A 24,319-nucleotide genomic window follows, 5' to 3' on the forward strand; every position below is an offset into this window, starting at 1 on the left:
GAGGGGTAACACTTATAATTGAACAAAAATATCACAATGCTTTCAGAGGTCATGTTTTTTCATGAGCATGGAATATTTTGCTTTTTTGTTTAAAGGAAAAATAGTAAAACTTTTCTGAAAATCCTACTGAAGACTTGTAGCTGTGAAGGTTATTCAATGACAGACAATACCCCAGCCGGAGGGACCCAGGCTTCTCCGAATGAAGAGCGTAGAAAACTGCTTGAGTTGACGACAGATATTGTCGTTGCAAAGCTAGCTGGCTCTGATGTTGCTGTAGATAGCTTGCCAGGACTGATCCGTCAGGTCTATGAAGCACTTGCAGGACAGGGGAATGAAAACCAGACTGCAGCAGAACAGAACAAGCAGCAGCCTGCTGTCCCTGTGCGTAAGTCTGTTTATCCTGACTACATCATCTGTTTGGAAGATGGGAAAAAGCTCAAGATGCTGAAGCGTCATCTTAAGAGCACATACGATATGACGCCAGATCAGTACCGTGAGAAATGGGGCTTGCCTTCGGATTACCCCATGGTGGCACCGGCTTATGCTGCACGCCGTTCCGAGCTGGCTAGAACAATTGGACTGGGACGCAATATTGGTGTTTCTGCAGAGAATAAACGAGATACTGAAAAGAAAAAGTAAAATTCTTTATTAACAGCAGGTATGGAAAAAGCCGGGTTAAAGCCCGGCTTTTTCCATAATTGAGCGTTTTTTCTTGACGTATCTGGTTTCCTCTTGTCAATCTTAGGTGGGTAATCAGTGACGGAGAGTACGGATGACACGCTCGGAATTTGTCGCTTTACTGGCCTCCCGTCTGGAAGGTCTTTCCAGAGATAAGGTCGATCAGGCTGTAGATGGGGTGTTTTCCTGCATTGCTGCCGGTCTAGCGGCGGGCAATAGAGCTGAGTTGCGCGGGATAGGTAGTTTTGGAACACGCCAGCACACTGCCCATCAGGGAAGAAATCCGAGGACAGGGCAGTCCGTAGCGGTGGAGGCTAAGCGTGTTCCTTTTTTTCGCGCAGGGAAGGACCTGCGGGAGCGGGTTAATCAGCCGAAGAAATGAACGGCTCCGCACTATGTGATGGAACATCCTTGCCTGTGCGTGCCGTGTTGAGCTCTTCCAGCAGGAAGTCCCGGAAGACGGAAATACGCTTGGAGCTTTTCAGTTCCTCAGGATAGACAAAGAAGGCCTCTGCCAGCGGGCCATGTACGTCCGGCAGAATACGGACGAGATTTGGGTGGGCAGAAGCGGTATAGAAAGGCAGGGTGCCGATACCGTTACCCTGTGCAATAGCCAGACCAACAGCGGCAATATTATTGACAGCGAGAGGGACCTTAGGCTGAAGGATAATCTTGTCCTTTACAAGCCGTTCGATCAGCCAGTTCACATGGGGAAGGGGAAGATGCCAGCCCGCAAAGCCGATCAGATTATGGTCTGCTAGGTCCTTCAGTGTCTTGGGGGTGCCGTGTTCTTCCAGATACTCCCGACTGGCGTAGATGGGCATATGGAAGCTGGCCAGATGACGCTGGATGAGATCAGGCTGGGTCGGGGGATGCAGGCGGATGGCCACATCAGCTTCACGCATGCTCAGATCAAGGTCAGAATCTTCCAGCAGGAGCGTAACCTCAACATGGGGGTGCCGTTCCATGAAGTGGTGTAGGCGAGGGGTCAGCCATGAGAGGCCAAAGCCCGATGTGGTCGTGACCTTGATCTTCCCTGCCGCTTTCTCCCGGTTTTCACTTAGAAAGGCCTGTGTCAGAGCTAGTTTGGAGAAGACCTCTCGGGCGGTACGGTGCAGCACTTCGCCTTGTTCTGTCAGGATCAGACCACGGGCATGGCGGTGGAAGAGGGGCACGCCCAACACGTCTTCCAGAGCAGAAATTTGCCGGGATACAGCTGACTGACTTAGATTGAGACGGTCGCCTGCATGAGTGAAAGAGCCTGCCTCGGCCACGGTGTGAAAGATACGGAGTTTATCCCAGTCCATTTTCTGATTCCCGTATGCCCCTTCGCAATAATCATGGCCTGCTCTGCTCATAACGCCCCGCATCGTAACCTTAACCGTATGTCCAATTTATGAAAAATTCCCGAAAAGAAACGATCGGTCAAGAGTAGAATGGCGTCAAAGTTGGTTAGAGCTCTATTAATTGGTAGGCAGAAGGCCCAGTAAAGGACCAGCTCTGTCCCTTTTGTCTTGTAGCAATCCAACCTTCAGAGGGGTAGCTTACCGTTCAGGGAAAGGGAGGATGGAAATGTATCCTATCCTCCCGTTGTTATGTCATTAGCTATTGTACTTTTTTTCGGCAAGGTAACGTTCCGCTTCCAGAGCGGCCATGCAGCCTGTGCCAGCAGCCGTAACGGCCTGACGATAGATTTTATCCTGAATATCACCAGCAGCAAAGATACCGGGAATGGATGTTGTGGCTGTTCCTGGTTGTGTTGTGATGTAGCCTTCCTCATCGCAGAGGACTTCATTCCGGAAAGGCCCTGTGCTGGGGCTGTGCCCAATGGCTACGAACACGCCATCTACAGCGAGACGCTCCGTGTTGGTGCTGTTCTGGGTATCGGTGAGTTCAAGAGCCGTTACGACAGCAGGGGAGCCTTCGCCGATGATTTCACGGACAGCCCGGTTCCAATGAACCTTGATTTTGGGGTTATCATGCAAACGCTTCTGCAGGATGCGTTCGGCCTTCAGGCTGTCACGTCGGTGGATGAGATGCACAGTGGAGGCGTGATGGGTCAGGTATAGAGCTTCTTCCACGGCTGTATTGCCACCGCCTATGACGGCAACTTCTTTTCCACGGTAGAAGAAGCCATCACATGTTGCGCAGGCTGATACGCCCGCCCCTTGATATTTTTTTTCAGAATCGAGGCCGAGCCATTTGGCTTGCGCTCCTGTAGCAATGACAACCGTACGGGCACGGAACTGGTCGCCGGAATCACCCTTTAGATGGAAATAGCCACCTTCATCTGGCCCCTGTTTGAGGGGGGCCTCTGTAATGAGGTCATAAATGAGTTTCGTGCCGACATGCTCGGCCTGCTCTCTCATCTGTTCCATCAGCCATGGGCCCTGAACGGGCTGCGCAAAGCCGGGGAAATTTTCAATTTCATCAGTGATGGTCAGCTGGCCGCCCGGCTGCATCCCGGTTACCAGTATGGGGTTCATGCCCGCCCGTGCCGCATAAATGGCCGCTGTGTAACCTGCCGGGCCAGCCCCAACGATCAGCATGTCGGTATGATGTGTCTCTGCCATTGAACGCTCCATGATTAAAGGGATGTGACCCGGCTTATGGGGAAAGGAATGGTTTCTAAGGGTAGGCTGATAGTATGGTCGCCGCCGGCTCGGGGATAATAGATATAGTATATGAAAGAGTTCGACAAAAATGATTATACCAAAGGGAACGAAATAATATTTCGTTTTCCCATGGGAAGCGTTTTCACATAAGAAAGATCAGTCTATACAGGCAGGTGCAGAGGCCCTCTGTGGGCGTGCTTGTCCTCTTCTGGGCCGTTGGGAGGCCTCCGTGAGCAGAGTTGCTGGGAATCATATGAGCATTGCAGACCTTGATGATATTGACCGCAGCATTCTGGCTGAGCTTCAGCAGGATGGACGTATTACGAATGTAGAACTCGCCCGGCGGGTCGGAATTTCTGCGCCACCTTGTCTACGTCGTGTAAGACGGCTGGAAGAGATGGGGCTCATTCAGGGTTACCATGCGACATTGGCCCCGGCGATGCTGGGATGGTCCATCAGTTTTTTTGTTCTGGTCGGATTGGATAGCCAAAAAGGGGCGGTACTGGCAGAGTTTGAGGCTCTGGTTGCCGAATGGCCAGAAACACGGGAGTGTCACATGATCCGGGGAGGTGAGGATTTTCTACTCCGCCTCATGGCCCGGGATGCCGAACATCAGAATCGTCTGACACGGGACCTGATCGAAGTGGCGCATGTCGTTCGTGTACAGACATTCCAGGTTATTCGGACAAGTTGCGAGAGGGCTGGCGTGCCTCTTTAAGGGTAGACCATAATGAAGTCTGGCAGTTTCAGGTACTGGAGCCCGCATTATATACTGCCCTGTGTTGCTGGACTGCTTCTCATGTTGAGACTGATCATGGCTGCGCAGATGCCGTTGGTCCCGGATGAGGCTTATTATTGGCTTTGGTCCCGGCATTTGCAGGGGGGGTATCTGGATCATCCCTTCATGGTGGCTTTGTGGGTTTGGTTGGGGGCGGCCCTGTGGGGGGATACGCCGTTTGGTGTTCGGTTCTGTGGTCTGGTGGGATTTATCCTAGCCAATATATGGTTGTTTCTGGCGGCAAGGCGTTTTTTCCCCCTTCATGAAGGAGTGGGGCTGCGGGCGATCCTGTTGTTGAATGTAACGCTGATGGCCTCCGTAGGGCTTGTCCCTGCCACGCCCGATAGTCCTCTGTTTGTGTTTCTCTGCTTGGCTCTTTGGGCGTTATCTGAGGCTTTGTACGCACGAGAAGGCCACGCCGCCTGTGGTTGGTGGGGGCTATGCGGAATTAGCCTCGGGCTGGCAGTCGACTCTAAATATACGGCTTTGTTGTGGGGCGTGGGCCTTGTTGGGTTTGTGCTGTTCGGTGGCCGTGGGTTGTGGCGCACGATAGGGCCTTGGCTGGGGGGTACCTGCGCTACATTGGCGATGATACCGACTCTTGTCTGGAATGATCATCATGGATGGGCTGGGCTGTTAAAGCAGGGCGGGCGAGCGTCTCAATGGCATCCTGGCCGGGCCGGGCAGTTTCTAGGGGAGCTGGTTGCTGGGCAGTTGGCTCTTTTGACGCCCTGGGTCGCTGTATTGTGCGGTGTGGGATTATGGCGTGCCCGCCATGAAAAGCGTGTGCTGCTATGGCTGTCTGTTCCTGCCATGGTGCTGTTTTTGGTGAATGTAACGGGTGAACGTGTACAGCCTAATTGGGTTTGGGTGTTGTACCCTGTCCTGATTCTTGCAGGTGCTGCTTATGGGAAGCGGATTAGAGGGGCGGTGATGGTGGGAGGGCTCTGTACAGCACTGGTCTATGCTCAGTGCCTAACAGGGGGCTTGCCGCTGTCATCGCATTTGAATGTCGTAGCGAGGCTGGGGGCAGGTTGGAACGGAATGGCGCAGGATTTGGTCGGAGAGGCCAGCAAAGCCGGCACGCCTTTTCTGGTAACGGATGATTACGCACTGGCCTCTATTCTAGCCTTTCAGAAACCGGCGGGCCTTACATTGATCGGAAGAGATTCTCGTTGGGGTTATATCACTGGCTTGCCCTGGAAGACGGTCGGAACGGCTCTATACTTGAAAGATGAACATTACGGGCCAGCCAGGCCGGGAGTAGGGGCACTTTGGCGAAAAGATAGAGGCCGCCCCCTACGGCTCTATTCATTGGAAATAAAGCACGATCTTTCTGGCTGGGTTGTTCAGTAGCGTTAGCGAGAGGAAAAGTAGCAGATATGAAAAAAGCCACCCGATATGGATGGCTTTCTCATTCGTAAAGTACGAACAGGCTAAACTTAGAAGCCTTCGCGCTCCAGACGCTTACGCTCCATCTTGCGAGCGCGGCGGACTGCTTCAGCAACCTCACGAGCGCGACGCTCGGACGGCTTTTCAAAGTGGCGACGGAGCTTCATCTCACGGAAGACGCCTTCGCGCTGCATTTTCTTCTTAAGGGCTTTCAGCGCCTGATCAACATTATTGTCACGAACGAGAACCTGCACGGTGTCGTCATCTCCTTTGGGGTTCTGATCCTTCCCGAGCGGTGTCTGTAGCATCACCCATTGAAGGACGCGGATCCGATTACAGTGTGAGTTGGCCTATCATACTCTAAAACGTGAGACAATAGTTTCTGCAGCTGGAAATACTGAAGAGCTACTTTATCTGTGGATTGTTTCGTATGTTTGATGGCTCCTCATGGCTGGGAAGCGTATGCTGCATGTGGATGAGCGTGTGAAAAACAGCAGGAGCAAGACGGTGGCACAGAATGACACACGAACCATGGTCGATGCGCATCTGTACCTGAGGGAACATTCCATCAGGCAGTCTTTTGAGGGCTTTCTTTCGCTTTGGCGTTCCCTCTCTGTTGCGTGTGAGAGTGGGCTAGATGCTCATGGCCTGGGGCCTGCCCATCATCGGATCATGTTCCTGTTGGGTAGTCATGAGGGGTTGTTACCCAGCGAGCTTTGCAGGCGCCTTGGCATCACCAAGCAGTCACTGGGACGAGCATTGGGAGAGCTAAAGGGGAAAAGGCTAGTCGAGCAACGGCACGACGGTGCTGATCGACGTAAACGGCCTATTTTCTTAACAAATGAAGGAAGACGGCTGGAGGCGGAACTCTTCATGGCCATCCGCACAGTGTTGACACTGGCCTACCGGCAGGTTGATGGTAGTGCTGTTGATGGCTTCCGGCGTGTCCTACGTGCTGCTGAACAGGTTAGTCAGCTTCCTGATGGGTCGTAGGAGAGGGAAGGACTTTCCTCGCTGGATGAGGATTCGTCCTCCCTGTACTTTATTATCCTGTTAGGGGATCAGGGCATCGAGTTGCCAACGCCACCGTTACCGGTTCCCTGGCCACTCATCGGGCCAGCGCCCATACCGCCGCCGCTGCCTCCCAGCCCGCCGAACGTGCTGCCCATGCTGCTCATCGGGTTGTAGCGGCCAACGTTACCCAGCAGTTCCTGAATAACAGAAATATGCGTTCCCGGTGTCGGGGTAGCACCGCCCGCCATGGAGACACGGATGGCATCGTGCTTATTCAGCACATTCATTTTGCGGAGAACGCCCGCATTATCGAAGTTCAGTACCAGAATCTGCTGCTTGTCCACGACAGGGTGAGCCAGCGGGACAAGGTCCTTCGTCATGGAGATATAGATCCATGTGTTGTCATTGAAGGTCGCATGCGCCGTTGGAGATCCCAGAATGCTCAGCGCATCATTCTGCGTGCTGGAATTGAGGACAAGCTGGTCATAATCCAGTTTCTCAATCAGTGCCCCACGGGGGATGGGAGGAGGACTGATGGCTTCACAACCGCTGAGCATGAGTATTCCCCCAGCCAGCAGGCCCGTCCAGCAACGGCGATGCATTGCCATGAAGCGGGTCAGGCGGAGAAAACGGGAGCTCTTGTCTGAGGTGGCGGCAGTAGAAAAGCTGGTCATGAAGGGCAAACTGTCCTGATAGTATGCGGGCAAGCCGTACGTGCTCTTTCCGGTGCCTCAGAGAGGGCGGTATGTCAATCTTTTTCGTGGGCCGTCATCCCTCAGCTCCGCAGTCAGCACAGTTTTATCTTGACTTCACAGCCATGCCTCCTTCTGAAAGAGGCACATTATAGAACTACCGGGAGGTCATCATGTCATCTGGAGGAAAAGCAGACACTGGAGCACAGTCTGAAGGAAAGAGTACGCCGGAATTTTCGCACCGTATTCCTTTGGCAAAGACGGGTCGCCCCCTCAAGGAGCATGTGGAAGCCAATGCGGAGGAAAGAGAAGGCCTGCGGAAGCGTTTTGGCCTGCTGTCTCTCGACCGGCTTGCCTGTACCTTTGACCTCAAGCGGGGGGCGGAGAATATCGTCTTGGCAGAAGGCCATATTCAGGCACAGCTAGAACAGGCTTGCATCATTACGGGTGAGCCGGTGGCAGAGGTGATTGATGAGTCTTTCAGCTTGCGCTTCGTTCCAGCCTCCGAGATGCCTGATGATGAGGATATTGATATCGAGGCTCTCCTTCAGGAGGATGCTGATGATATCCCCTATGATGGCCGTATGATTGACTTGGGCGAGGCAGCGGCCGAACAGCTAGCTTTATGCCTTACTCCTTACCCTCGCCGGGCAGGGGCTGGGCTGGAGACGTTTGTAGAGGTCACGCCGTCTGATGATGAGCTGGATGAACGCCGTGATACTGCCCGGGAAAATCCGTTTGATGTACTGAAAAAATTACGGAAAGAGTCGTAAGGGAGTGGTAATTCCTCCAGTCTTCTGTTAAAGGCGGGAGGCAAGGAGCAATGCCGTAGTGGCATTGATGGCTTGCAGAGAGTTATTCTCTCTGCTAGAGCCCCACGCCTGAGCACCGTGGCTTATGGCGGTGGTGAACACCTAGTGAGATTTCTCTGGCTTGAGGCCGCGCCGTGCGGTAGCAGAAGCCGGATACGCAACCCAGTGAGAGGCAGAAACCCATGGCCGTCCCCAAGAGAAAGACTACGCCGTCCCGTCGTGGCATGCGTCGCAGCCATCAGGCTCTTCGTATTGAGGCACACGCTGAATGTGCAAACTGCGGCGAAATGAAGCGCCCGCATCATGTATGCAGCCACTGCGGCCATTATGATGGCCGTGAGGTTGTCAGCGCAGAGGGCCGCGCCCTGAAGACAGCTGTCCGCGCCTGATAGTCTGTATCCTTAATTGGATAAAGCCCCGGACTCTTAGTCCGGGGCTGCATTTTGTGTGTCCTGCTTAAGCAGGAAAACAAGGATTTTCTGGGGGCTGCACTCATGACGGAGGCGTCTGGCGTTAGAGCTGAGGGTGGAGTCGAGAAACAGACTGCACATTCTCCCGCTCCTTTTACCCTGGCCGTTGATGCCATGGGGGGAGATAACGCCCCCGGGATCGTTCTTGCCGGATTGGAGATGGCGGCTATCCGTCACCCAGATATCCGGATTCTTCTCATCGGTGATGAGAAGATGCTGAACGCATCGCTTGCGAATTATCCCAAACTTTCAGCTCTGTGCACCGTGCGTCATGCGCCGGAGAGTATCCCGATGGAGATGAAGCCCACTGCGGCCCTCCGTGTACGGGGATCATCCATGCGGATTGCCATGGAAGCTGTGGCGTCTGGTGAGGCACGGGGCGTTGTTTCTGCTGGCAATAGCGGTGCCATGCTTGCGCTGGCGAAAATCATCGTAAAGGCACTTCCCGGAATTTCACGTCCAGCCATGGCGGCAGTTCAGCCATCAGCCCGTGGCGATGTTGTCATGCTCGACCTTGGCGCAAATATCGTTTGTGATGCCCGCAATCTGGTCGAGTTCGCCATTATGGGTGAGGCCTTTGCACAGGCTGCTTTGTCCCTCAAAGCACCCAGTATCGGTCTGCTAAATGTCGGCTCAGAAGAGCTGAAGGGTGATGAACGTCTGAAACAAGCGGCAGAGCGGCTGCGGGACAGCGTTCTGTCTGACCGCTTCTATGGCTTTGTAGAAGGTCACGATATCACTGCAGGCGTGACCGATGTTGTTGTGACGGATGGTTTTACGGGTAATGTCGCACTGAAGACAGGTGAGGGAGCACTAAAGCTGGCGTTCGGGTTGCTCAGAAGTGTGTTCATGAGCAACTGGTTGACCAAACTTGGTTATATTCTGGTGCGGCCCGGTCTGCGTCGGATGAAGGAATGGATTGATCCCAGCCGCTATAACGGTGCTGTGTTTGTGGGGCTGAATGGCATCGTTGTGAAGTCACATGGCGGAGCCGATGCGGAAGGTTTCGCCTCTGCTGTGGATGTTGCTATAGACGCCGTAGAGAACCGTCTGAACGACAAGATCCGCCACCGTCTGGACCAGCTAGGTATGCTGGGGCAGTCTGGAGAGAACAAAGAGCAGGAGTGACGTCTTCATATGGCGCAGGATAAACAGGCCCGGAACAAGGTAACGGGTGCCCGTCTGATAGGTGTCGGCAGTGCTCTTCCGCAGCGCGCTTTCAGTAATGATGAGCTGGCTGCTGAGTTCAATCTTGATACATCAGATGAGTGGATACGGACCAGAACGGGAATCCAGCAGCGTCATATCGTCTCAGGGGATGAGACAGCTGTTTCACTTGCTCATAAGGCAGCGCAGAGGGCACTGGATCACGCTGGTAAAACAGCCGACGATGTTGATGCTATCATTGTGGCGACATCAACGCCGGATCAGGTTTTCCCGTCTGTTGCTGTGCGTGTTCAAGCGGCTCTGGGTATGGAGCGGGGCTTTGGCTTTGATGTCAGTGCAGCCTGTTCCGGTTTCGTCTATGCCCTAACGATTGGCGATTCCATGATCCGCTCTGGTCAGGCCAAGCGTATTATGGTGATTGGCGTGGAAGTCTTTTCCCGTCTGCTGGATTGGGAAGACCGGTCTACCTGTGTTCTGTTCGGTGATGGTGCTGGCGCTGTCCTGCTGGAGGCAGGCGCAGGGGAGGGTGAGGGCATATTGTCGACTCATCTTCATGCAGATGGGCGGCTCGGTGATCTCCTTTATGTTGATGGGGCCGTTGGGTGTACATCCGGCAAGGTAGCTCTGAAGATGCATGGGCGGGAGGTATTCCGTCATGCTGTTGTCAATCTGGCTGCCGCTGTTGATGAAGCCCTAGAGACCAACGGTCTCAAGGGGACAGACATTCAGTGGATGGTGCCACATCAGGCGAATCTAAGAATTATCGATGGCATGGCCAAGAAACTTTCTTTGCCATCGGATCGTGTTGTGGTGACGGTGGATCGCCACGCCAACACTTCAGCTGCTTCCATTCCATTGGCGCTGGATGAAGCTGTCCGTGATGGGCGGATCAGGCAGGGTGATCTGGTCCTGATGGAGGCTCTGGGTGGTGGTCTGACGTGGGGTTCAGCACTTATAAGAATGTGAGGCTGTTCAGTTTCGGGTAAGGTGCTTGTGGGATCCCCTGATTTATATGCAGGGGATTTCGTTTTTTCAGTGTGCTAATTAGATAGCTCGTGATACGTTTTCTCATTATGGAGACAATTGCACGCGCTGATCTGATAGAGCTCCTTCAGGAGGAGCATGGCTTTTCCCGGCAGCAGGCTATCCTGTTTCTGGAGGAAATGTTCGAGCTGTTTGTCCAGACGCTCGAACAGGGTAAGTCGTTGAAAATCAGCGGCTTTGGAACGTTTGCCGTGCGGGATAAAGCACCTCGTCTAGGGCGGAATCCCCTTACGGGGGAGGAAGCCGTCATCTCGGCACGGCGTGTACCGTTTTTCCGTCCGTCCCGTTTGTTGCGGGAGAGTGTTAACGGTAGATCAGTAACGCAGGGTGCCCCTAATGACTTCCACTGATTCATCTCAGCGTCAGCATGATGCTCTGAGGACGGCAGCTAGTGTTGCCGAAGAGCTGGGCCTACCCCTGTATCGTTTGCGCTCGTGGGAAAGTCTCTATCCCGTTTTTAAGACGGAGCAGCGTGGAGACGGGCAGAGCTATTACGACGAGCGGGCCGTCATGATCGTGCGGAATATTGCCCGGCTGCTTTATCAAGATGGTGCTCGAAGCCATGAAGTTGTCCCACAGTTAAAGCGTGAGGGGATTATCGGTGATGATACCGCATCCTCGTCTCATAGGAGTGAGGAGACGGCCGATGAGGATGTGTCGCCGCAATCTGATCAGCTGAAGGAACTTCAACAGGAAAACAGGACGCTTAATGAGCGTCTTGAAGAATTTGGTCGTATTGCTCTGTCTCTCAAGACATTGGAAGATGAGAACACTTCTTTGAAGGAGGCACTTGAGCAAGCTCATGATGCGGTGCCTCAAAAGGAAGACGAAAAAGTTTATCTAGCGGAGCTTGAAGAGCAGAATCTTGTTTTGCAGGAAGCTGTTGAGCGCCTGACGGCAGAAAAGAAGGCGCATCAGCAGGCAGAGGCTGGCGAGAAAGAGCGACAATTACAGCTTGATGAGCTGCGTTCGGAATTAACCAAGTTGCAGGATGAGCGTGGGGAAGCACAAGCCCTGCGTGAAAAGTTGGAAGTTGTGCAGGCTAGTGCTCGACGTTTCGAATCTGAGAATGAAGCTCTGCGTGCAGCAGGGCAGAAACAGCGAGAGGCGGAGCGTGGGGAAGCACAAGCCTTGCGTGAAAAGCTGGAAGCTGTGCAGGCCAGTGCTCGACGTCTCGAATCTGAGAATGAAGCTCTGCGTGTAGCGGGGCAGAAACAGCGTGAAGCAGAGGCAGCTCGTGGCCGAACGTTAGAAGAGCGCAATCACGAGTTGCAAAGAACGATTGAGCAGCTGAGGTCTCAGGCAAAAGAGCATCAGAGAGAGGCAGAGTCCCGCAAGGAGCGGCTGACTCAGCTTGAAGGGCTAAGGGGAAAGCTGGCGGACATGCAAGTCGAGCATGGGCGAGTTCAGGAGCTGACCAAAGAACTGGAAGAGGTTCGGGCGGAAGCAGAACGCTGCCAGGCTCTGGAAGCTGAGAATGAAACGCTGCGTGCTACTGATATAAAACAGAGGGAAGCTGCACAGCTTAGATATCAGAAGTTGGAAGAAGAGACTATCAGCCTGAGGGAGACAGTCGAGCGTCTGACAACTGAAATGGAAAAGCAGCTGCAAAATGCAGAGGTCAAACAGGGTGAGTTTGATGCGTTGCATGGTCGGTTTACGACGTTGCAGGCGGAGCAGGAACAGCTTCATTCGTTGCAGCAAGAAGAGGCCCTTCAGCATAAAAAGCGTGCCAGCCAGCTAGAGACCTTGAGTGGGGAACGGCAGGAGCTTGTACGGAAGTTGGAGCAGTCTGTTCTGATCATGCAGTCGCTTGAGGATGAGAATGTGCGCCTCAAGCGTTCGTTGAAAGAAGGCGAAGAGAAGCAGGCTGCGCAAGCTGTTATTGTTGAGAAGGTGGAACGCCTCGAAGCGGAGAATAGTGAGCTGCGGCAGGAGCAGGCCGGTTTTGCCGAAGAACGTGAGCGGCATGCGGAATCTCTGGAACGCATCCGTGCTTTGGAAGGGGAGGGCGTTGTCCTCCAGCAAAGGCTGGCAGCGCAAGAGATGGATAGCCGCCTTCAGGCTAAGCGGAAAAGCGAGTTGGACGGTCTCTTGCATGATCTTCTCGGCGAACTAGCCGGAATGAGAAAGACCTTACTTGCTGAAAAATGTTAAAAAAGAGCCTCGGACCATTGCAAGAATAGTCCGAGGCTGCTAGAGCTTCCTCACCGCAGGACGACGGGCAGTAGCGCAGTCTGGTAGCGCATCAGTCTGGGGGACTGGGGGTCGTGGGTTCGAATCCCGCCTGCCCGACCATCTCCTGCGGTTTCATTCCTTCACAATATGTGTTGCACGCTGGGCAGAGACCTTATTGCTGGTCCATAGTGTCCATAGTAGATGCAATCCCGCCATAATGGCCGGGCCGATGAACAGGCCCATTAGCTGCCATGTTTCTGCACCTCCCAGAATACCCATCAGAACCCAGAGGAACGGCACCTTCGTACTGCCGCCGATCAGAACAGGACGAATGAAGTGATCGGCTACGAAAAGTACGATCGCACCGATTAGCCATACGATGGCGGCAGCCAGCATGCTGCCTTTAAAGGCGATCAGCAGGCAGACCCCTGTTACGGCAATCCAGCCCAGTAGGGGCACCATAGCAGCAATGGCTGTTGCCAAGCCGAAGATAAGCGGTTGTGGCGCACCGGCGACTACATAGCACACGCCCATGATGGCCCCTTCGCCAAGACCCACCAGAACCAGCCCGGAAACCGTGCCATGAATGGAGGCGATGATCTGCCGTGCCAAGCTTTCCCCTTGTGCTCCAAAGAGACGCTGCGACCCGATCATGCATTTGCGGATGATGCTGTCGCCATCCTTGAGCAAGAAGAAAAGTGTCAGCATGGAGAAACCGAACAAGATACCCCGATGCAGAACCTCTGATCCAAACTGTTTGCCCACAGCAACACTGTGACCGACATTCAGAGAATGAAAGAGCTCGTTCAGGGTGTCGGGGTTGCTGAGATGCTCTGTCCAGATCGCCTTAACCTGTCCAGAAGCCACAGGTAGGCGATCCAGCCAAGCAGGAGCGGGTAGCCCTTGGTGGCGGATTGTATCGAGCCACAGGAAGGCAGAATGGACCTCGTCCGCTGTTTTGATGCTGATGAAGGAAACGGGCACTAGAAAGACCAGCGCCAGCACGCCGGTGAAGAGTAGCGGCAGCCAGACGGTTTGGCCAAAGCGCTGTACCGATCGCCTGTAAAGCGGCCAGAGGGCGATTGCGAAGATGCCGCCCCATAGCAGGGCCGGCAGCATGCTTCTAAGTGTCCAGAGTGCAGCGAGGATGAAGAACAACGCAAGAAAACCGCGGGCGCGTTTCTGTAGGGTTTTGGAGGGCAGGGTAAGCCTGATTTGTGGAGTACCCTTGTCGGAATGAGTGGTCATAGTGTGTGGTGTCTCGGTCAGCTTGCCAGAATGAAGGAGGGCGTCACATTGCTGTGGGGCGGTCCGGAAAGGGTAGTCAATTAGACGTGCCCATGTAAATTCTCCGCCAGAATTGAGCCGTCTTGCTTATCGAACATCCCAAGCCGGAGGAAAAGGTCCAGAAGGACAAGATTAACGTTAAATTTGAAATCGTCCGTATCCCGTACCCGCTGAAATACGTCCTCGACCGGCATGAGGTGGAAGGATTCTACTTCGCCATCATTGATATGGGGAATAAAATCTTCCGGGAGGAGGAGGTCGTAACAATAAAGTCGGTCACGGCGCAGCCCTTCCGGGCGGGACATGGCATAATGGAGCGTACTGGCATGGCGGGCCTGACGAGAGAGGTGGGCCGGGATGGCCGCTTCTTCCTCAGCCTCTTTAATGACTGTTTCTTCTGCTGTGAGGCCGCTGCTCATGCCCCCAGCTACCAGATGATCCAGCTTGCCGGGGTCTAGCCGTTTGTGGGGGCTCCGGCGGGCAACCCAGAGATGCAGGCCCGTATCCTTCTGGACAAGGCCGTTTAGATGGACGCCAGAGGCCTCCACACCGAAAACCGGGATTAAGCCACGGTCAATTTGTCCGATGATCTGCCCCTTGGGAGAGCGGACATCAAACCACTCCTTGAACGGCACATAACGTTCCTGCTGTGCCAGAATAGTGCTGATCCGTTGTAGGTTCTGCCCGTCTGGTAGGAGGATATGATCTTCATTCACACTCAGTAGGCCAGCGCATGCAGGGTTGGTCATCCAGCTCAGGCAGGCAGGGTCTACCAGGCCGATGGTTATGCCGTCATGTAGTAGAGGAAGACGCCCTGCCGGAAGGGTGACATTACGGCACCGTTCTATGTGGCGGAGGAAAGGAGAGGCAGCGGAGGACAGCATGAGGTCTCTCAAAAATGTTCATTCATGATGTGGAGATGGGGGCGGTGGCGTCAGGGACGCACCCGTTCCAGCGGCATTGTCAACAGGTAGATGCTGGCAGAAAGGATGGGAGGGTGTAAAGTTCTTCTAGGGACGGCTCTTATCTCAGCAGTGTAATATTTATCAGGTTTTTATGGCAGCAATAAAAAACGGACGTCTGTCTCTTCGGGCTTTTTGGCGGCAAGTGCGCCCTTCTTCCCTTAAAGGTTGGTCTCTGCGCTTTTGTTGCGCTTGTATTCTGCTGGTTTTGGAGAGTGTGACAGCGGTTGCCACGCCTTGGCTGTTCAGTGGCATGGTAGGTAGGCTTTCAGGGCATGAGACCGCTTTGGTGGCCATCATGGCTCTTCTAGCAAGCTATACAGTCCTGCGTATGTTGGGGGCGGTAGCGGGGCCGGCGCGTAGCCTGCTTATGGTGCCGATAAGAACGGTGCTGCGGGAGCGGATTAGTCTACGGGGATTGGAACATATCCATCAACTCAGTGCCCGTTTCCACCAGCAACGGCAGACCGGGGCTTTGACCCGTGTCATCGACCGAGGCGCCGATGCGGCTAGCACGATTGTGGATATGGCGTTTTCTAATGTCATGCCAAACTTGTTGGGGTTGGGGCTGACATTTATTGTGGTGCTGCATGTTTTTGATGGCTGGTACCTGGTGCTGCTCTGCGGCACGTTGCTCCTCTATGCGGGCGTATCATTTCTTTTCACGCGTTGGCGGATGCAGGCCCGTAGGGAGCGTAATCAGGCAAACAGCAACGCACACCGTCATCTTGTAGATAGTTTGCTCAATGCGGATATTGTCCGGGCTTTTGGTAATGCCGCTTATGAAAGCCGACGGCAGGAAAAGATATGGAAGTCTTTAAGCGCAGCTGAAGCACGGTTGCAGAAACTTATTGGAAGTTCTCAGGCCATTCGCAATATTCTGATTGCTTTAGCAACGGCCTCGTTACTGGGGATGGCTATATTAGATATTGAGGCTCATCGACTCGGTGTTGCACAGTTTGTGCTGATTGGCACTTATCTTCGGAGTGTTTATGCCTCAGTCGGGGCTTTGAATTATGTCGGGGCGGGCTGGCGTAATGCTCGTGTGGATATGGAGGCTTATCTGGAGCTTATGGCTTTGAAGCCAGAGATACAGTCCCCGTCCAAGCCTGCGCCATTGCCCATAGGGCAGCCCGGAGGCGTTACGCTGGAGATGCAGCACGTTACCTTTGGGTATGAGCCGGGCAGGTTGATCCTACAGGATGTTAGCTTCCGGTTGGAGGCTGGCAGAATGCTTGCAGTGGTGGGGCGTAGCGGGTCTGGTAAATCGACATTAGCGAAGCTCATCAGCCGTCTGTATGACCCGCAGGAAGGAAAAGTGCTGATGGAAGGTGTGGCCCTTCCTGATCTGTCGTTGGAGGTCCTGCGGGCGCAAATTGGCGTGGTGGCGCAGGATACATCGCTTTTTAATGCCACGATTGCCGAAAATATTGCCTATGGTCGGGTAGGGGCTGGAATGGAGGAGATCCGACGGGCTGCCGAAGCTGCGCAGTTAGGGCCACTTATTGAGAGATTGCCAGATGGGTTCGCCACACTGGTTGGAGAACGAGGTGTGCGCCTTTCTGGTGGGGAGAGGCAGAGAATGGCCATTGCCCGTATCCTATTGCGCAGCCCCCGCCTGCTAGTGCTGGATGAGGCGACTAGTGCCCTGGATACTAAAACGGAGGACGCCATACAGCAGGAGCTTTTGGCTTTGTCATCCGGCCGGACAACGGTTGTGATTGCCCATCGTCTTTCTACGATCCAGCGTGCTGACCATATTCTTGTTATGGAGGGCGGAAAGGTGATGGAGGAGGGAACCCATCATGACCTGCTAGAAAAAGAAGGTATTTACGCAGGAATGTGGAGATTGCAGGCAAGAGGGGGTTCCGTTGAAAGTCATTCGGTTGTAGAGGGGTAGCGGGCTACTTCTGTCGGTATGAAAGGCAGGAAAGACTTGACGTATCAGCGTCTATACGTCATAAGCCCGCCTTATTTACGGAACACGCTAAGCCGTTTTGCGGCTCTGCGTATCACAGTATCGAGGAAGTTCTATGTCTCGCCGTTGCCATGTCACGGGCAAAGGGGTGCTGACGGGCAATAACGTCAGCCACGCCAATAACAAATCCCGTCGCCGTTTCCTCCCGAACCTTCAGGAAGCCACGCTCCTGTCCGATATCCTCGAGGCACCGGTGCGTATGCGCCTGTCTGCCAAGGGTATCCGTACAGTTGAGCATAATGGCGGACTTGATTCCTTCCTGCTGGGTACACCGAACCGGAAACTGACGCCGGAGGCTCTTGTTATCAAGCGTCGTATCCTGCGCGTTCAGGAACGTAAGGCTGCCCAGCCGGCTGCCTGATTTAGGTAGCTGAGCCCGTCCTTAGTATAGGGCGGGCGGCTGTTCCGGGGTGACTCTGCCGGCGCAGTCCGTTTTTCTGGTATTCATACAGGGTCTGATGAGGGTGCCCCGGCGCAGGCGGTGGCACCTTTCCTTGCATTTTGGAGGTTTCCCGTGACCGACGACAGCGTTCAGGGCGCGAAGTCCGCTCTCTCAAAGATTCGCAACATCGGTATTACCGCTCACATTGACGCCGGTAAGACGACGACGACAGAGCGCATGCTCTATTACACCGGTATGTCCCACCGTATCGGTGAAGTGCATGACGGGAACACCACGACCGACTACATGGAGCAGGAGCGTGAGCGTGGCATCACCATCACCTCCGCTGCTGTGACCTGTGAGTGGGACGGCCACCGCATCAACATCATCGACACCCCTGGCCATATCGACTTCAACATTGAGGTGAACCGCTCCCTCCGTGTGCTCGATGGCGCTATCTTCGTGATCGAAGGTGTGGCCGGTGTGCAGCCGCAGTCCGAAACCAACTGGCGTCTGGCTGACCGCTATAACGTGCCCCGTATCATCTTCATCAACAAGCTGGACCGTACCGGTGCCGACTTCGACTACGCCTTCAGCACACTGAAGGAGAAGCTGGATATCGTGGCCATTCCGCTTCAGCTGCCGATTGGCGCCGAAGAGAACATGGTCGGTGTCGTGGACTTGGTGGAAATGCGTGCCATCGTCTGGGAAGGTGGTGAGCTGGGTGCTAAGTTCCACTACGAAGAAATTCCGGCCGATATGAAGGAGCGTGCTGAAGAAGCACGTCAGAACCTGCTTGATACGGCTCTGAGCGTCGATACCGCCGCTATGGAAGAGTATTTCGAGAAGGGCGAGGTAGACCTTGCTACTCTGAAGCGCTGCATCAAGAAGGGTACGATCTCTGGTGAGTTCCGCCCTGTCCTGTGTGGTACGGCCTTCAAGAACAAGGGTGTGCAGCCGCTGCTGGATGCCGTGATCGACTACCTCCCGGCTCCGGATGAGGTTGAGGGTATTCGTATTGCTCCGCCGGAAGATAAGGAAGTTGATGAGAGCTTCCTGCCGATCATCCCGGTTGACCCGGAAGGCAAGTTCGCCGGTCTCGCCTTTAAGATCATCTCCGATAAGTATGGTACACTGACCTTCGTTCGTGTCTATCGTGGCGTGCTGAATACGGGTGACACCGTGCTGAACACCACAAAGGGCACCAAGGAGCGTGTTGGCCGCATGTTCCAGATGCACGCTGACAAGCGTCAGGAAGTGAAGTCTGTCGGCGCTGGTGACATTGCTGCCTTCGTTGGTCTGAAAGACACCGTGACCGGTGACACACTGGCCGATGCAGCTGACCCGGTTGTTCTGGAGCGTATGCAGTTCCCGGTTCCGGTGATCGATATTTCTGTCGAGCCGAAGACCAAGGATGCCGTCGAGAAGATGACGCTGGCCCTCCAGAAGCTGACAGCTGAAGATCCGTCTCTGCACCTGCGGACAGATCAGGAAACAGGTCAGACCATTCTTTCCGGTATGGGTGAGCTGCATCTGGACATCATCGTGGACCGTCTGCGCCGTGAGTATGGCGTTGATGCGAACATCGGTGCTCCGCAGGTTGCCTACCGTGAGGCGATCACTCAGTCCCACACCGAGACCTACACTCATAAGAAGCAGTCCGGTGGTTCTGGTCAGTTCGCTGAGGTGAAGATCACCTTCGAGCCGCTGCCGGAGAAGGGTGACGAAGAGATCATCTTCGAGAACAAGATCGTCGGTGGTGCTGTGCCGAAGGAATACATCCCGGCTGTCGAAAAGGGCGTGCGTATGCAGTCCACGACAGGTGTGCTGGCTGGCTTCGAAACGGTGGGCTTCAAGTTCACTCTGGAAGACGGTAAGTACCACGATGTTGACTCCTCGGCTCTGGCCTTCGAAATCGCCGCTAAGGCCTGCTTCCGTGAAGGTATGAAGAAGGCTGGTCCGGTCATTCTGGAGCCGATCATGGATGTGGAAATCACCACCCCGAACGATCACGTTGGTGACGTGGTGGGTGACCTGAACCGCCGCCGTGGTATCATTCAGAACCAGGAGACATCTGGCTCCACCGTTCTGATCCGTTCTCAGGTGCCGCTGAAGGAAATGTTCGGTTACATTTCTCATCTGCGTTCTGCAACGAAGGGTCGTGCATCCTTCACCATGCAGTTCCACCACTACGAGCCGGTGCCGCGCAACGTGCAGGATGAGATCATCGCAGAGCGTTCCTGATACGCCCTGTAACGATCCTTCTTTAAGGAGGGCCCTCCGTCAGTTCGCTGGCGGAGGGTTTTCTTTTGTCCCATCCCAGCTTGACAGACCATCTTACGGTGGTGTTACTTACACGAGCATACGGTGATGGATTACCACCGGGCCGCTAGGCCGAACCGCCCACCCGAGGAATCGGGAAAGGCTGATGATTCCTGCCAATTAAGACCTCTCATAAGACCGTATGAGGGGGAGGGTGGAGGAGTCTCTTATGTTGTCTTCAAAAGATGTGATGTCGTTTGCGTTGAACCTGCTCCGCTGGTTTGGTCTGCTGGTACCATTGGCCATGGTTGTAGGGAGTTCTTGCGCTCTCTTTCTCTGGATGCTGGAATGGGTAACGCACTACCGTTTTGTTCATCCGGCTATTTTGTATGGTCTGCCCTTTGCTGGTGTGGCGGTGGCTTTGTCCTATTACTGGTGGGGCGGTCGTGCAGGTGGTGGTAATAATCTCATCCTTGATGAGATTCATAATCCATCGGAAGGCGTGCCGCTGCGCATGGCGCCGCTTGTTTTTATTGGTACGGTAATCAGTCATCTTTTCGGGGCCTCTGTTGGGCGTGAGGGGACAGCCGTGCAGATGGGCGGGAGCCTTGCCAGTAGTTTTGCCAAACTCTTCCAATTGGATAAGCGCAACACAAGCATCTTGCTGACAGCTGGTGTGGCGTCCGGTCTAGGGGCTGTGTATGGCACGCCCATCACGGGGGCTGTTTTTGGGCTAGAGGTTCTGACCCTTGGTGCGCTGGATTACTCGGCCCTATTGCCGGTGGCGGTCGCCTCTATCATCGCCGATTGGACATGTCATCAGTGGGGTATTCATCACGCTGTCTATCCAGTTACCTTCAAGGGGCTGGCTTCACCGGGGCAGATACCTTTCCATGTGGATGCTACATTGTGGGCAAAAGTAGCCGTTGCTGCCGTGATGTTCGGCTTTGCTAGCCGTGCTTTTGCAGAAGGTGTTTATCGGCTTGGTCCTGTTGTGAAGAAAATTTGCCCGACACCGTGGTTACAACCTGCCATCGGTGGCATTGCAACCATTCTGCTGGTCTGGCTTTTGGGCACACGGGATTATCTGGGGCTTGGTGTTGTGGCTCCAGAGGCTGGAGGGGCCTCCATCATCAATTTTTTCAGTACAGCCCATTATGATTGGAGCTGGCTGTTGAAGCTGGTTTTTACCGTCATTGCTCTCGCTACAGGCTATAAGGGAGGAGAGGTGACGCCGCTATTTTTCGTCGGGGCTGGCTTGGGGAATGCCCTTGCGCCAGTGTTGGGTGTTCCCAATGATCTTCTAGCGGGTGTGGGCATGGTGGCTGTTTTTGGTGGTGCCGTGAATACCCCTCTGGCCTGTACGATCATGGGAGTGGAACTCTTTGGCGGGGCGAATATCGTTTATTACGCCACGGGTTGTTTTATTGCCTATCTCTGTTCTGGTCATACGGGAATTTATCTGTCCCAGAAGGTAGGGGTGCCTAAAATATGGCGGTCTGATTTCGTGCCGGGCATAGCTTTGCGTCGCACCAGAGAAGGTATTTGGAAGGAAGAAGATCAGCTCTGAATTGAAAAAGGGCCTCTTCCCGGGAGGGAAAGAGGCCCTTTCTGTAGTGTCTCTATAACAGAGAGTGGCGTCAGCCGAAGCAGTGATTGGCGTGCATGATGGCGACACCGACCTCACGGAGCAGATCGAACGCTTCTCGTAACGGCTGGAAGATTTCCCGATGCTCACGGGCAAAGCCCTGTGCCACACCAGCACCGCCGGGTTCGCCGAAATCGAGATCGGCAATGCTGGGGGCTGTGATGGGGAAGAGGTCATCCAGCAGGCGCAAGGCCCGTGGGACATCGAGGCAGAGGATAAGCGTTGTGATGGCTTCCCGGGTTAGCGTGCCACGGGGGCCGAAATAGGGGATGTGTGTCCCTAGTGTCCAGATGCGGTCCATCAAGGCAAAGCGGATGACGTGTAGCAGCTTCTCGTCCACGTTCATGCGGGGGGCTTCCGGCCATGCGGAGCGTAGGGCGATGTCTTCCCGCTGGATGCGACGGAAGAGAGCCGGAACGCTCTTCCAGAACTCCAGCTCTTCCAGGTCACGGGCAATATTGAGGAAATGTACCCGATCATCGGCATTGTCGCAGTCAGCTGCACGGTTCAGCCATGTGCCGGGGTCCAGCTGATGAATGGTGGCTCGTAGAACATCCAGGTCTGAATGTTTCAGAGCCTGGGACGCAAAATCCATGAGCTGGCGGAAACGGGGAGAGCTGTGGCGCAGTTGCTCGAACTGTTCCGTATGGCGGCGGGCGGCCCCGCCAAGGCCGTGCAGAACATTAGCCCACCAGCCTAGCTGCTGGAGAATGGCATTATTGGGAATGGCACGGATCTGGCTCGGATGAGTGATGCGTGTCACCCGTGCTGTGTCGGACTGACGTGCAGAAGGGCGGGAGCCGGTTTTGTCCACCAATGCAGGGCCGAAAGCACTAAGTAGGGCAGTATAGCCGGGGTCATCAACCAGATCCCCCATCTTCAGGGCGATGGTGGAGAAGAAATCCATAGCAAAATCGGGCTTGCTGAAGAGCGGATCATTCAGTGCCTCTGCGGCAATGGGTTCTCCCTGCGCAGCAACGAATTCAGCCAGTGTTGCAATGGTAGAGGCGGCAAGGTTCTCTGTTCCGAAGGAGAGATAGCCGTCCCCTCCCTGAAAAGCCGCTTCGACCCGGCTTGTAATCCCTGCTTTGCGCAGGGCCTGCCGTGTGTTAGCCGGGGAGAAATATTCCAGACGCTCTTTTAGGCTGAAAGGATGGGCACCACGGCCAATGCTTTCGCCATGAGTGTCGAACATGGTCAAGGCGATATCGTCTAGCCCATGTTCTTTCATCAGTTCCAGCGTACGCAGGCGGAGGCGTTCGACCATGGGGCCAGCTGCTAGCTGCCCGACATAACGCCCGGAATCCGAATAACCGAACTGGAGGGAGAGACGCCCGTTAGCCCGGAGATAGGCCCGCCAGTGTGGAGAGCGGAAGGCTTCCTCCAAAATTTCCGCACCGTTTTCCAGAGCACTCTCTGTCTCGAAAAGCGGGGAAATTTCAATCTGGTCATCACGGATGCCAAAGAGGCGGGCCAGCCATAGTGTGGCAAGCAGCGTATAGCCACTTTCCGTCTCGGCAATCAGGAAGCGGATGGGAGACCCAGAATCAACGTGCTTGAGGATCTGCGCCATGGTCATCATCAGGCGTGATGCGGCACTAGGTTCTACCAGCAGAGCGCCGAAGTCGATGGCCAGGGGCTTTAGATCATCCATGGCGGCATCAATGTGCGAGAGTAGAGCCCGACGATGGAAAGGCAGGGTCGGGTCATCCGTCAGGCCGAGCCTTGTACGGGCTACGTTATAAATCTGCGCCGCATTGAGACGGGTGTGGATGTGAGACAGCCCTAGCCCATGATTGAGGAAGCCCGTACGGATGACATCCAGCTGACGGGCTGTTGTATCATCCAGGCCGGCGGCTTCTGCCTCGAAGAGGGGAAGTAGTTCTTTAGCGTTGAGGAGAGCCGTTTCCCGCAGGTCAATCAGGGTGTGGGAAAAACGGGCAATATCTTCCGGCTTCATGGTCTGGCCGGGGATGGAACGGGGGCAGGCCTCCCGCTGTTGCTGTGTGGCCTGCAGAGCAGAGATAACCCGTTTGCCGAGGGCGGAATCTTTCAGGCCAATCCGCTCCAACCCTTCGAGCAGGCGTTCCAGCTGGGCGATCTTGAGGCCCAGACGGATGCGGATTGTATCCCACCAGCCGATGTCATTACGGCCATCCGTATCAAAACCCACCCAGCTGGCCAGTCGGACAGGGGCCGGGGTCAGCTCTTTAGAATCAGGCCAGCGGCGATGTGCAGCCTGAAGGATTTCTGCTGAGAGTTTGTCCAGCGCATCACGCCCACGAGTGATAGCGGCAAGGGCTAGAGCCTGCTCTTCATCCAGTGTTGGCGGTGTAGCGCGGCGATGTGTCGGCAGGGAAGGTACTGGGCAGGCTGGGTCTTCTGCCCGGCGGGCGAGAAGCTCATAGACATCATTGGCCAGGGCAAAGGTCGGATGAGCCGTGAAGACGGCAGAAAAACCGGTTATGGAGAGGTCGTCTGGCGTCCGGGCCTGTGCGACCAGCTGTTCGGCTACTTTGCGTAGGCGGGGTTCTGGCGGGCAGATGGTGCCATCATGCTCCAGCCCAACATAACGACGCAGAGCATCGGCCCGGGTCATGAAATTGCGATCCCGTAACAGACGTACAGCCTGTCCGATTGTTTCCAGGCCTTTTTCTGCTCCCGTTTTTTCCGCAATAGAAATAATCAGGCTGGAAAGGTCATGTGGCGTGCGTTTCAGCACTGTAGCACAGGATTCAATCAGTTCAGCAGGCGATGCGTCAGTCTGGGAGGCGCAATCAGGCATGGGGAACAGTCTCGCTTGTCTTGATCTCATATCAGCCGGGAAGAACATAGCATCATTACCGGCACGGTCGTTCCTGTATAGGCTTAATTATGCTAATGAGCCAAGTGTTGTTAACTAAGTGATTCAGGTCTGTTCTGCTGGATTTCTTCCGCAGGATGGCCATAGCGGGAGCTTC

Annotated in this window: 22 protein-coding genes, 1 tRNA gene and 1 riboswitch; of the genes, 16 read left to right on the forward strand and 7 right to left on the reverse strand. The window is 54.7% G+C overall.

What is annotated here, in order from left to right:
• Positions 1–156: 156 nt before the first annotated feature.
• Positions 157–639, forward strand: a complete 483-nt coding sequence (locus CPA57_RS00520; protein WP_182080579.1) for a MucR family transcriptional regulator — start codon at positions 157–159, stop codon at positions 637–639.
• A 133-nt stretch (positions 640–772) separates the two neighbouring features.
• Complete coding sequence (locus CPA57_RS00525; protein ID WP_077395689.1) at positions 773–1,060, forward strand: HU family DNA-binding protein; 288 nt, start codon at positions 773–775, stop codon at positions 1,058–1,060.
• On the opposite strand, the gene CPA57_RS00530 is transcribed toward CPA57_RS00525, so the two are convergent.
• Positions 1,041–1,985: a LysR family transcriptional regulator gene (locus tag CPA57_RS00530; protein WP_182080581.1), complete on the reverse strand. Its 945-nt coding sequence runs from the start codon at positions 1,983–1,985 to the stop codon at positions 1,041–1,043. The two genes, CPA57_RS00525 and CPA57_RS00530, sit on opposite strands and share 20 nt — an antisense overlap.
• 294 nt (positions 1,986–2,279) lie before the next feature.
• Complete coding sequence (gene trxB, locus CPA57_RS00535; RefSeq protein ID WP_182080583.1) at positions 2,280–3,251, reverse strand: thioredoxin-disulfide reductase; 972 nt, start codon at positions 3,249–3,251, stop codon at positions 2,280–2,282.
• Positions 3,252–3,546: 295 nt separating this feature from the next.
• On the opposite strand from trxB, the gene CPA57_RS00540 reads away from it, so the two are divergent.
• Both CPA57_RS00540 and CPA57_RS00545 read left to right on the forward strand, forming a co-directional pair.
• Positions 3,547–4,011, forward strand: coding sequence for an Lrp/AsnC family transcriptional regulator (locus CPA57_RS00540; protein WP_077395687.1), 465 nt, complete (start codon positions 3,547–3,549; stop codon positions 4,009–4,011).
• Positions 4,012–4,107: 96 nt separating this feature from the next.
• Entirely contained in the window at positions 4,108–5,427 is a 1,320-nt protein-coding gene (locus CPA57_RS00545; protein ID WP_182080585.1) for a glycosyltransferase family 39 protein, read from the forward strand.
• Between the two features lie 86 nt (positions 5,428–5,513).
• On the opposite strand, the gene rpsU is transcribed toward CPA57_RS00545, so the two are convergent.
• A complete protein-coding gene (rpsU, locus tag CPA57_RS08920) occupies positions 5,514–5,717 on the reverse strand; it encodes a 30S ribosomal protein S21 (RefSeq protein WP_026294133.1) in 204 nt (67 codons plus the stop codon).
• 193 nt (positions 5,718–5,910) lie between these two features.
• On the opposite strand from rpsU, the gene CPA57_RS00555 reads away from it, so the two are divergent.
• Positions 5,911–6,456: a MarR family winged helix-turn-helix transcriptional regulator gene (locus CPA57_RS00555; protein ID WP_229709136.1), complete on the forward strand. Its 546-nt coding sequence runs from the start codon at positions 5,911–5,913 to the stop codon at positions 6,454–6,456.
• 68 nt (positions 6,457–6,524) lie between these two features.
• On the opposite strand, the gene CPA57_RS00560 is transcribed toward CPA57_RS00555, so the two are convergent.
• Positions 6,525–7,085: an outer membrane protein assembly factor BamE gene (locus tag CPA57_RS00560; protein WP_182081739.1), complete on the reverse strand. Its 561-nt coding sequence runs from the start codon at positions 7,083–7,085 to the stop codon at positions 6,525–6,527.
• 257 nt (positions 7,086–7,342) lie between these two features.
• Here CPA57_RS00560 and CPA57_RS00565 point away from each other — a divergent pair, with 257 nt between their 5' ends.
• From CPA57_RS00565 to CPA57_RS00595, 7 genes are all read left to right on the forward strand, one after another.
• The gene (locus CPA57_RS00565; protein ID WP_182080587.1) at positions 7,343–7,942 is read left to right on the forward strand and encodes a DUF177 domain-containing protein; all 600 of its coding nucleotides are present in this window, start codon (positions 7,343–7,345) and stop codon (positions 7,940–7,942) included.
• Between the two features lie 221 nt (positions 7,943–8,163).
• A complete protein-coding gene (rpmF, locus tag CPA57_RS00570; protein ID WP_077395684.1) occupies positions 8,164–8,370 on the forward strand; it encodes a 50S ribosomal protein L32 in 207 nt (68 codons plus the stop codon).
• A gap of 105 nt (positions 8,371–8,475) precedes the next feature.
• The gene (gene plsX, locus CPA57_RS00575) at positions 8,476–9,579 is read left to right on the forward strand and encodes a phosphate acyltransferase PlsX (RefSeq protein ID WP_182080589.1); all 1,104 of its coding nucleotides are present in this window, start codon (positions 8,476–8,478) and stop codon (positions 9,577–9,579) included.
• A gap of 9 nt (positions 9,580–9,588) precedes the next feature.
• The gene (locus CPA57_RS00580; RefSeq protein WP_182080591.1) at positions 9,589–10,584 is read left to right on the forward strand and encodes a beta-ketoacyl-ACP synthase III; all 996 of its coding nucleotides are present in this window, start codon (positions 9,589–9,591) and stop codon (positions 10,582–10,584) included.
• Positions 10,585–10,691: 107 nt separating this feature from the next.
• The gene (locus CPA57_RS00585; protein WP_195805386.1) at positions 10,692–11,012 is read left to right on the forward strand and encodes an integration host factor subunit alpha; all 321 of its coding nucleotides are present in this window, start codon (positions 10,692–10,694) and stop codon (positions 11,010–11,012) included.
• Positions 10,999–12,819 (forward strand): MerR family transcriptional regulator, encoded by a 1,821-nt coding sequence (locus CPA57_RS00590; protein ID WP_182080593.1) that lies wholly within the window; start codon positions 10,999–11,001, stop codon positions 12,817–12,819. The genes CPA57_RS00585 and CPA57_RS00590 overlap by 14 nt, the downstream gene beginning before the upstream one ends.
• A gap of 64 nt (positions 12,820–12,883) precedes the next feature.
• A tRNA-Pro gene (locus CPA57_RS00595) sits at positions 12,884–12,960 on the forward strand.
• Positions 12,961–12,972: 12 nt separating this feature from the next.
• On the opposite strand, the gene CPA57_RS00600 is transcribed toward CPA57_RS00595, so the two are convergent.
• Together CPA57_RS00600 and CPA57_RS00605 are read right to left on the reverse strand one after the other, a co-directional pair.
• A complete protein-coding gene (locus CPA57_RS00600; protein ID WP_182080595.1) occupies positions 12,973–14,088 on the reverse strand; it encodes an AI-2E family transporter in 1,116 nt (371 codons plus the stop codon).
• A gap of 80 nt (positions 14,089–14,168) precedes the next feature.
• Positions 14,169–15,011, reverse strand: coding sequence for an NUDIX hydrolase (locus CPA57_RS00605; RefSeq protein WP_182080596.1), 843 nt, complete (start codon positions 15,009–15,011; stop codon positions 14,169–14,171).
• A 172-nt stretch (positions 15,012–15,183) separates the two neighbouring features.
• On the opposite strand from CPA57_RS00605, the gene CPA57_RS00610 reads away from it, so the two are divergent.
• The 4 genes from CPA57_RS00610 (at position 15,184) to CPA57_RS00625 (ending at position 21,281) form a co-directional block, all read left to right on the forward strand.
• A complete protein-coding gene (locus CPA57_RS00610; protein ID WP_182080598.1) occupies positions 15,184–16,989 on the forward strand; it encodes an ABCB family ABC transporter ATP-binding protein/permease in 1,806 nt (601 codons plus the stop codon).
• 133 nt (positions 16,990–17,122) lie between these two features.
• Entirely contained in the window at positions 17,123–17,428 is a 306-nt protein-coding gene (gene rpmB, locus CPA57_RS00615) for a 50S ribosomal protein L28 (protein ID WP_077395677.1), read from the forward strand.
• 153 nt (positions 17,429–17,581) lie between these two features.
• Positions 17,582–19,693 carry an elongation factor G gene (fusA, locus tag CPA57_RS00620; RefSeq protein ID WP_182080600.1) on the forward strand — a complete coding sequence of 704 codons (2,112 nt, stop codon included), beginning with the start codon at positions 17,582–17,584 and terminating at the stop codon, positions 19,691–19,693.
• 113 nt (positions 19,694–19,806) lie between these two features.
• A riboswitch (Fluoride riboswitch) is annotated at positions 19,807–19,894 on the forward strand.
• 46 nt (positions 19,895–19,940) lie between these two features.
• Positions 19,941–21,281 carry a voltage-gated chloride channel family protein gene (locus CPA57_RS00625; RefSeq protein WP_182080602.1) on the forward strand — a complete coding sequence of 447 codons (1,341 nt, stop codon included), beginning with the start codon at positions 19,941–19,943 and terminating at the stop codon, positions 21,279–21,281.
• Positions 21,282–21,351: 70 nt separating this feature from the next.
• Here the strand turns inward: CPA57_RS00625 and CPA57_RS00630 are convergent, their stop codons facing one another.
• Positions 21,352–24,144, reverse strand: coding sequence for a phosphoenolpyruvate carboxylase (locus CPA57_RS00630; protein ID WP_182080604.1), 2,793 nt, complete (start codon positions 24,142–24,144; stop codon positions 21,352–21,354).
• Between the last annotated feature and the right edge of the window lie 175 nt (positions 24,145–24,319).

Source organism: Bombella favorum (genome assembly GCF_014048475.1).
GTDB classification, from domain to species: domain Bacteria; phylum Pseudomonadota; class Alphaproteobacteria; order Acetobacterales; family Acetobacteraceae; genus Bombella; species Bombella favorum.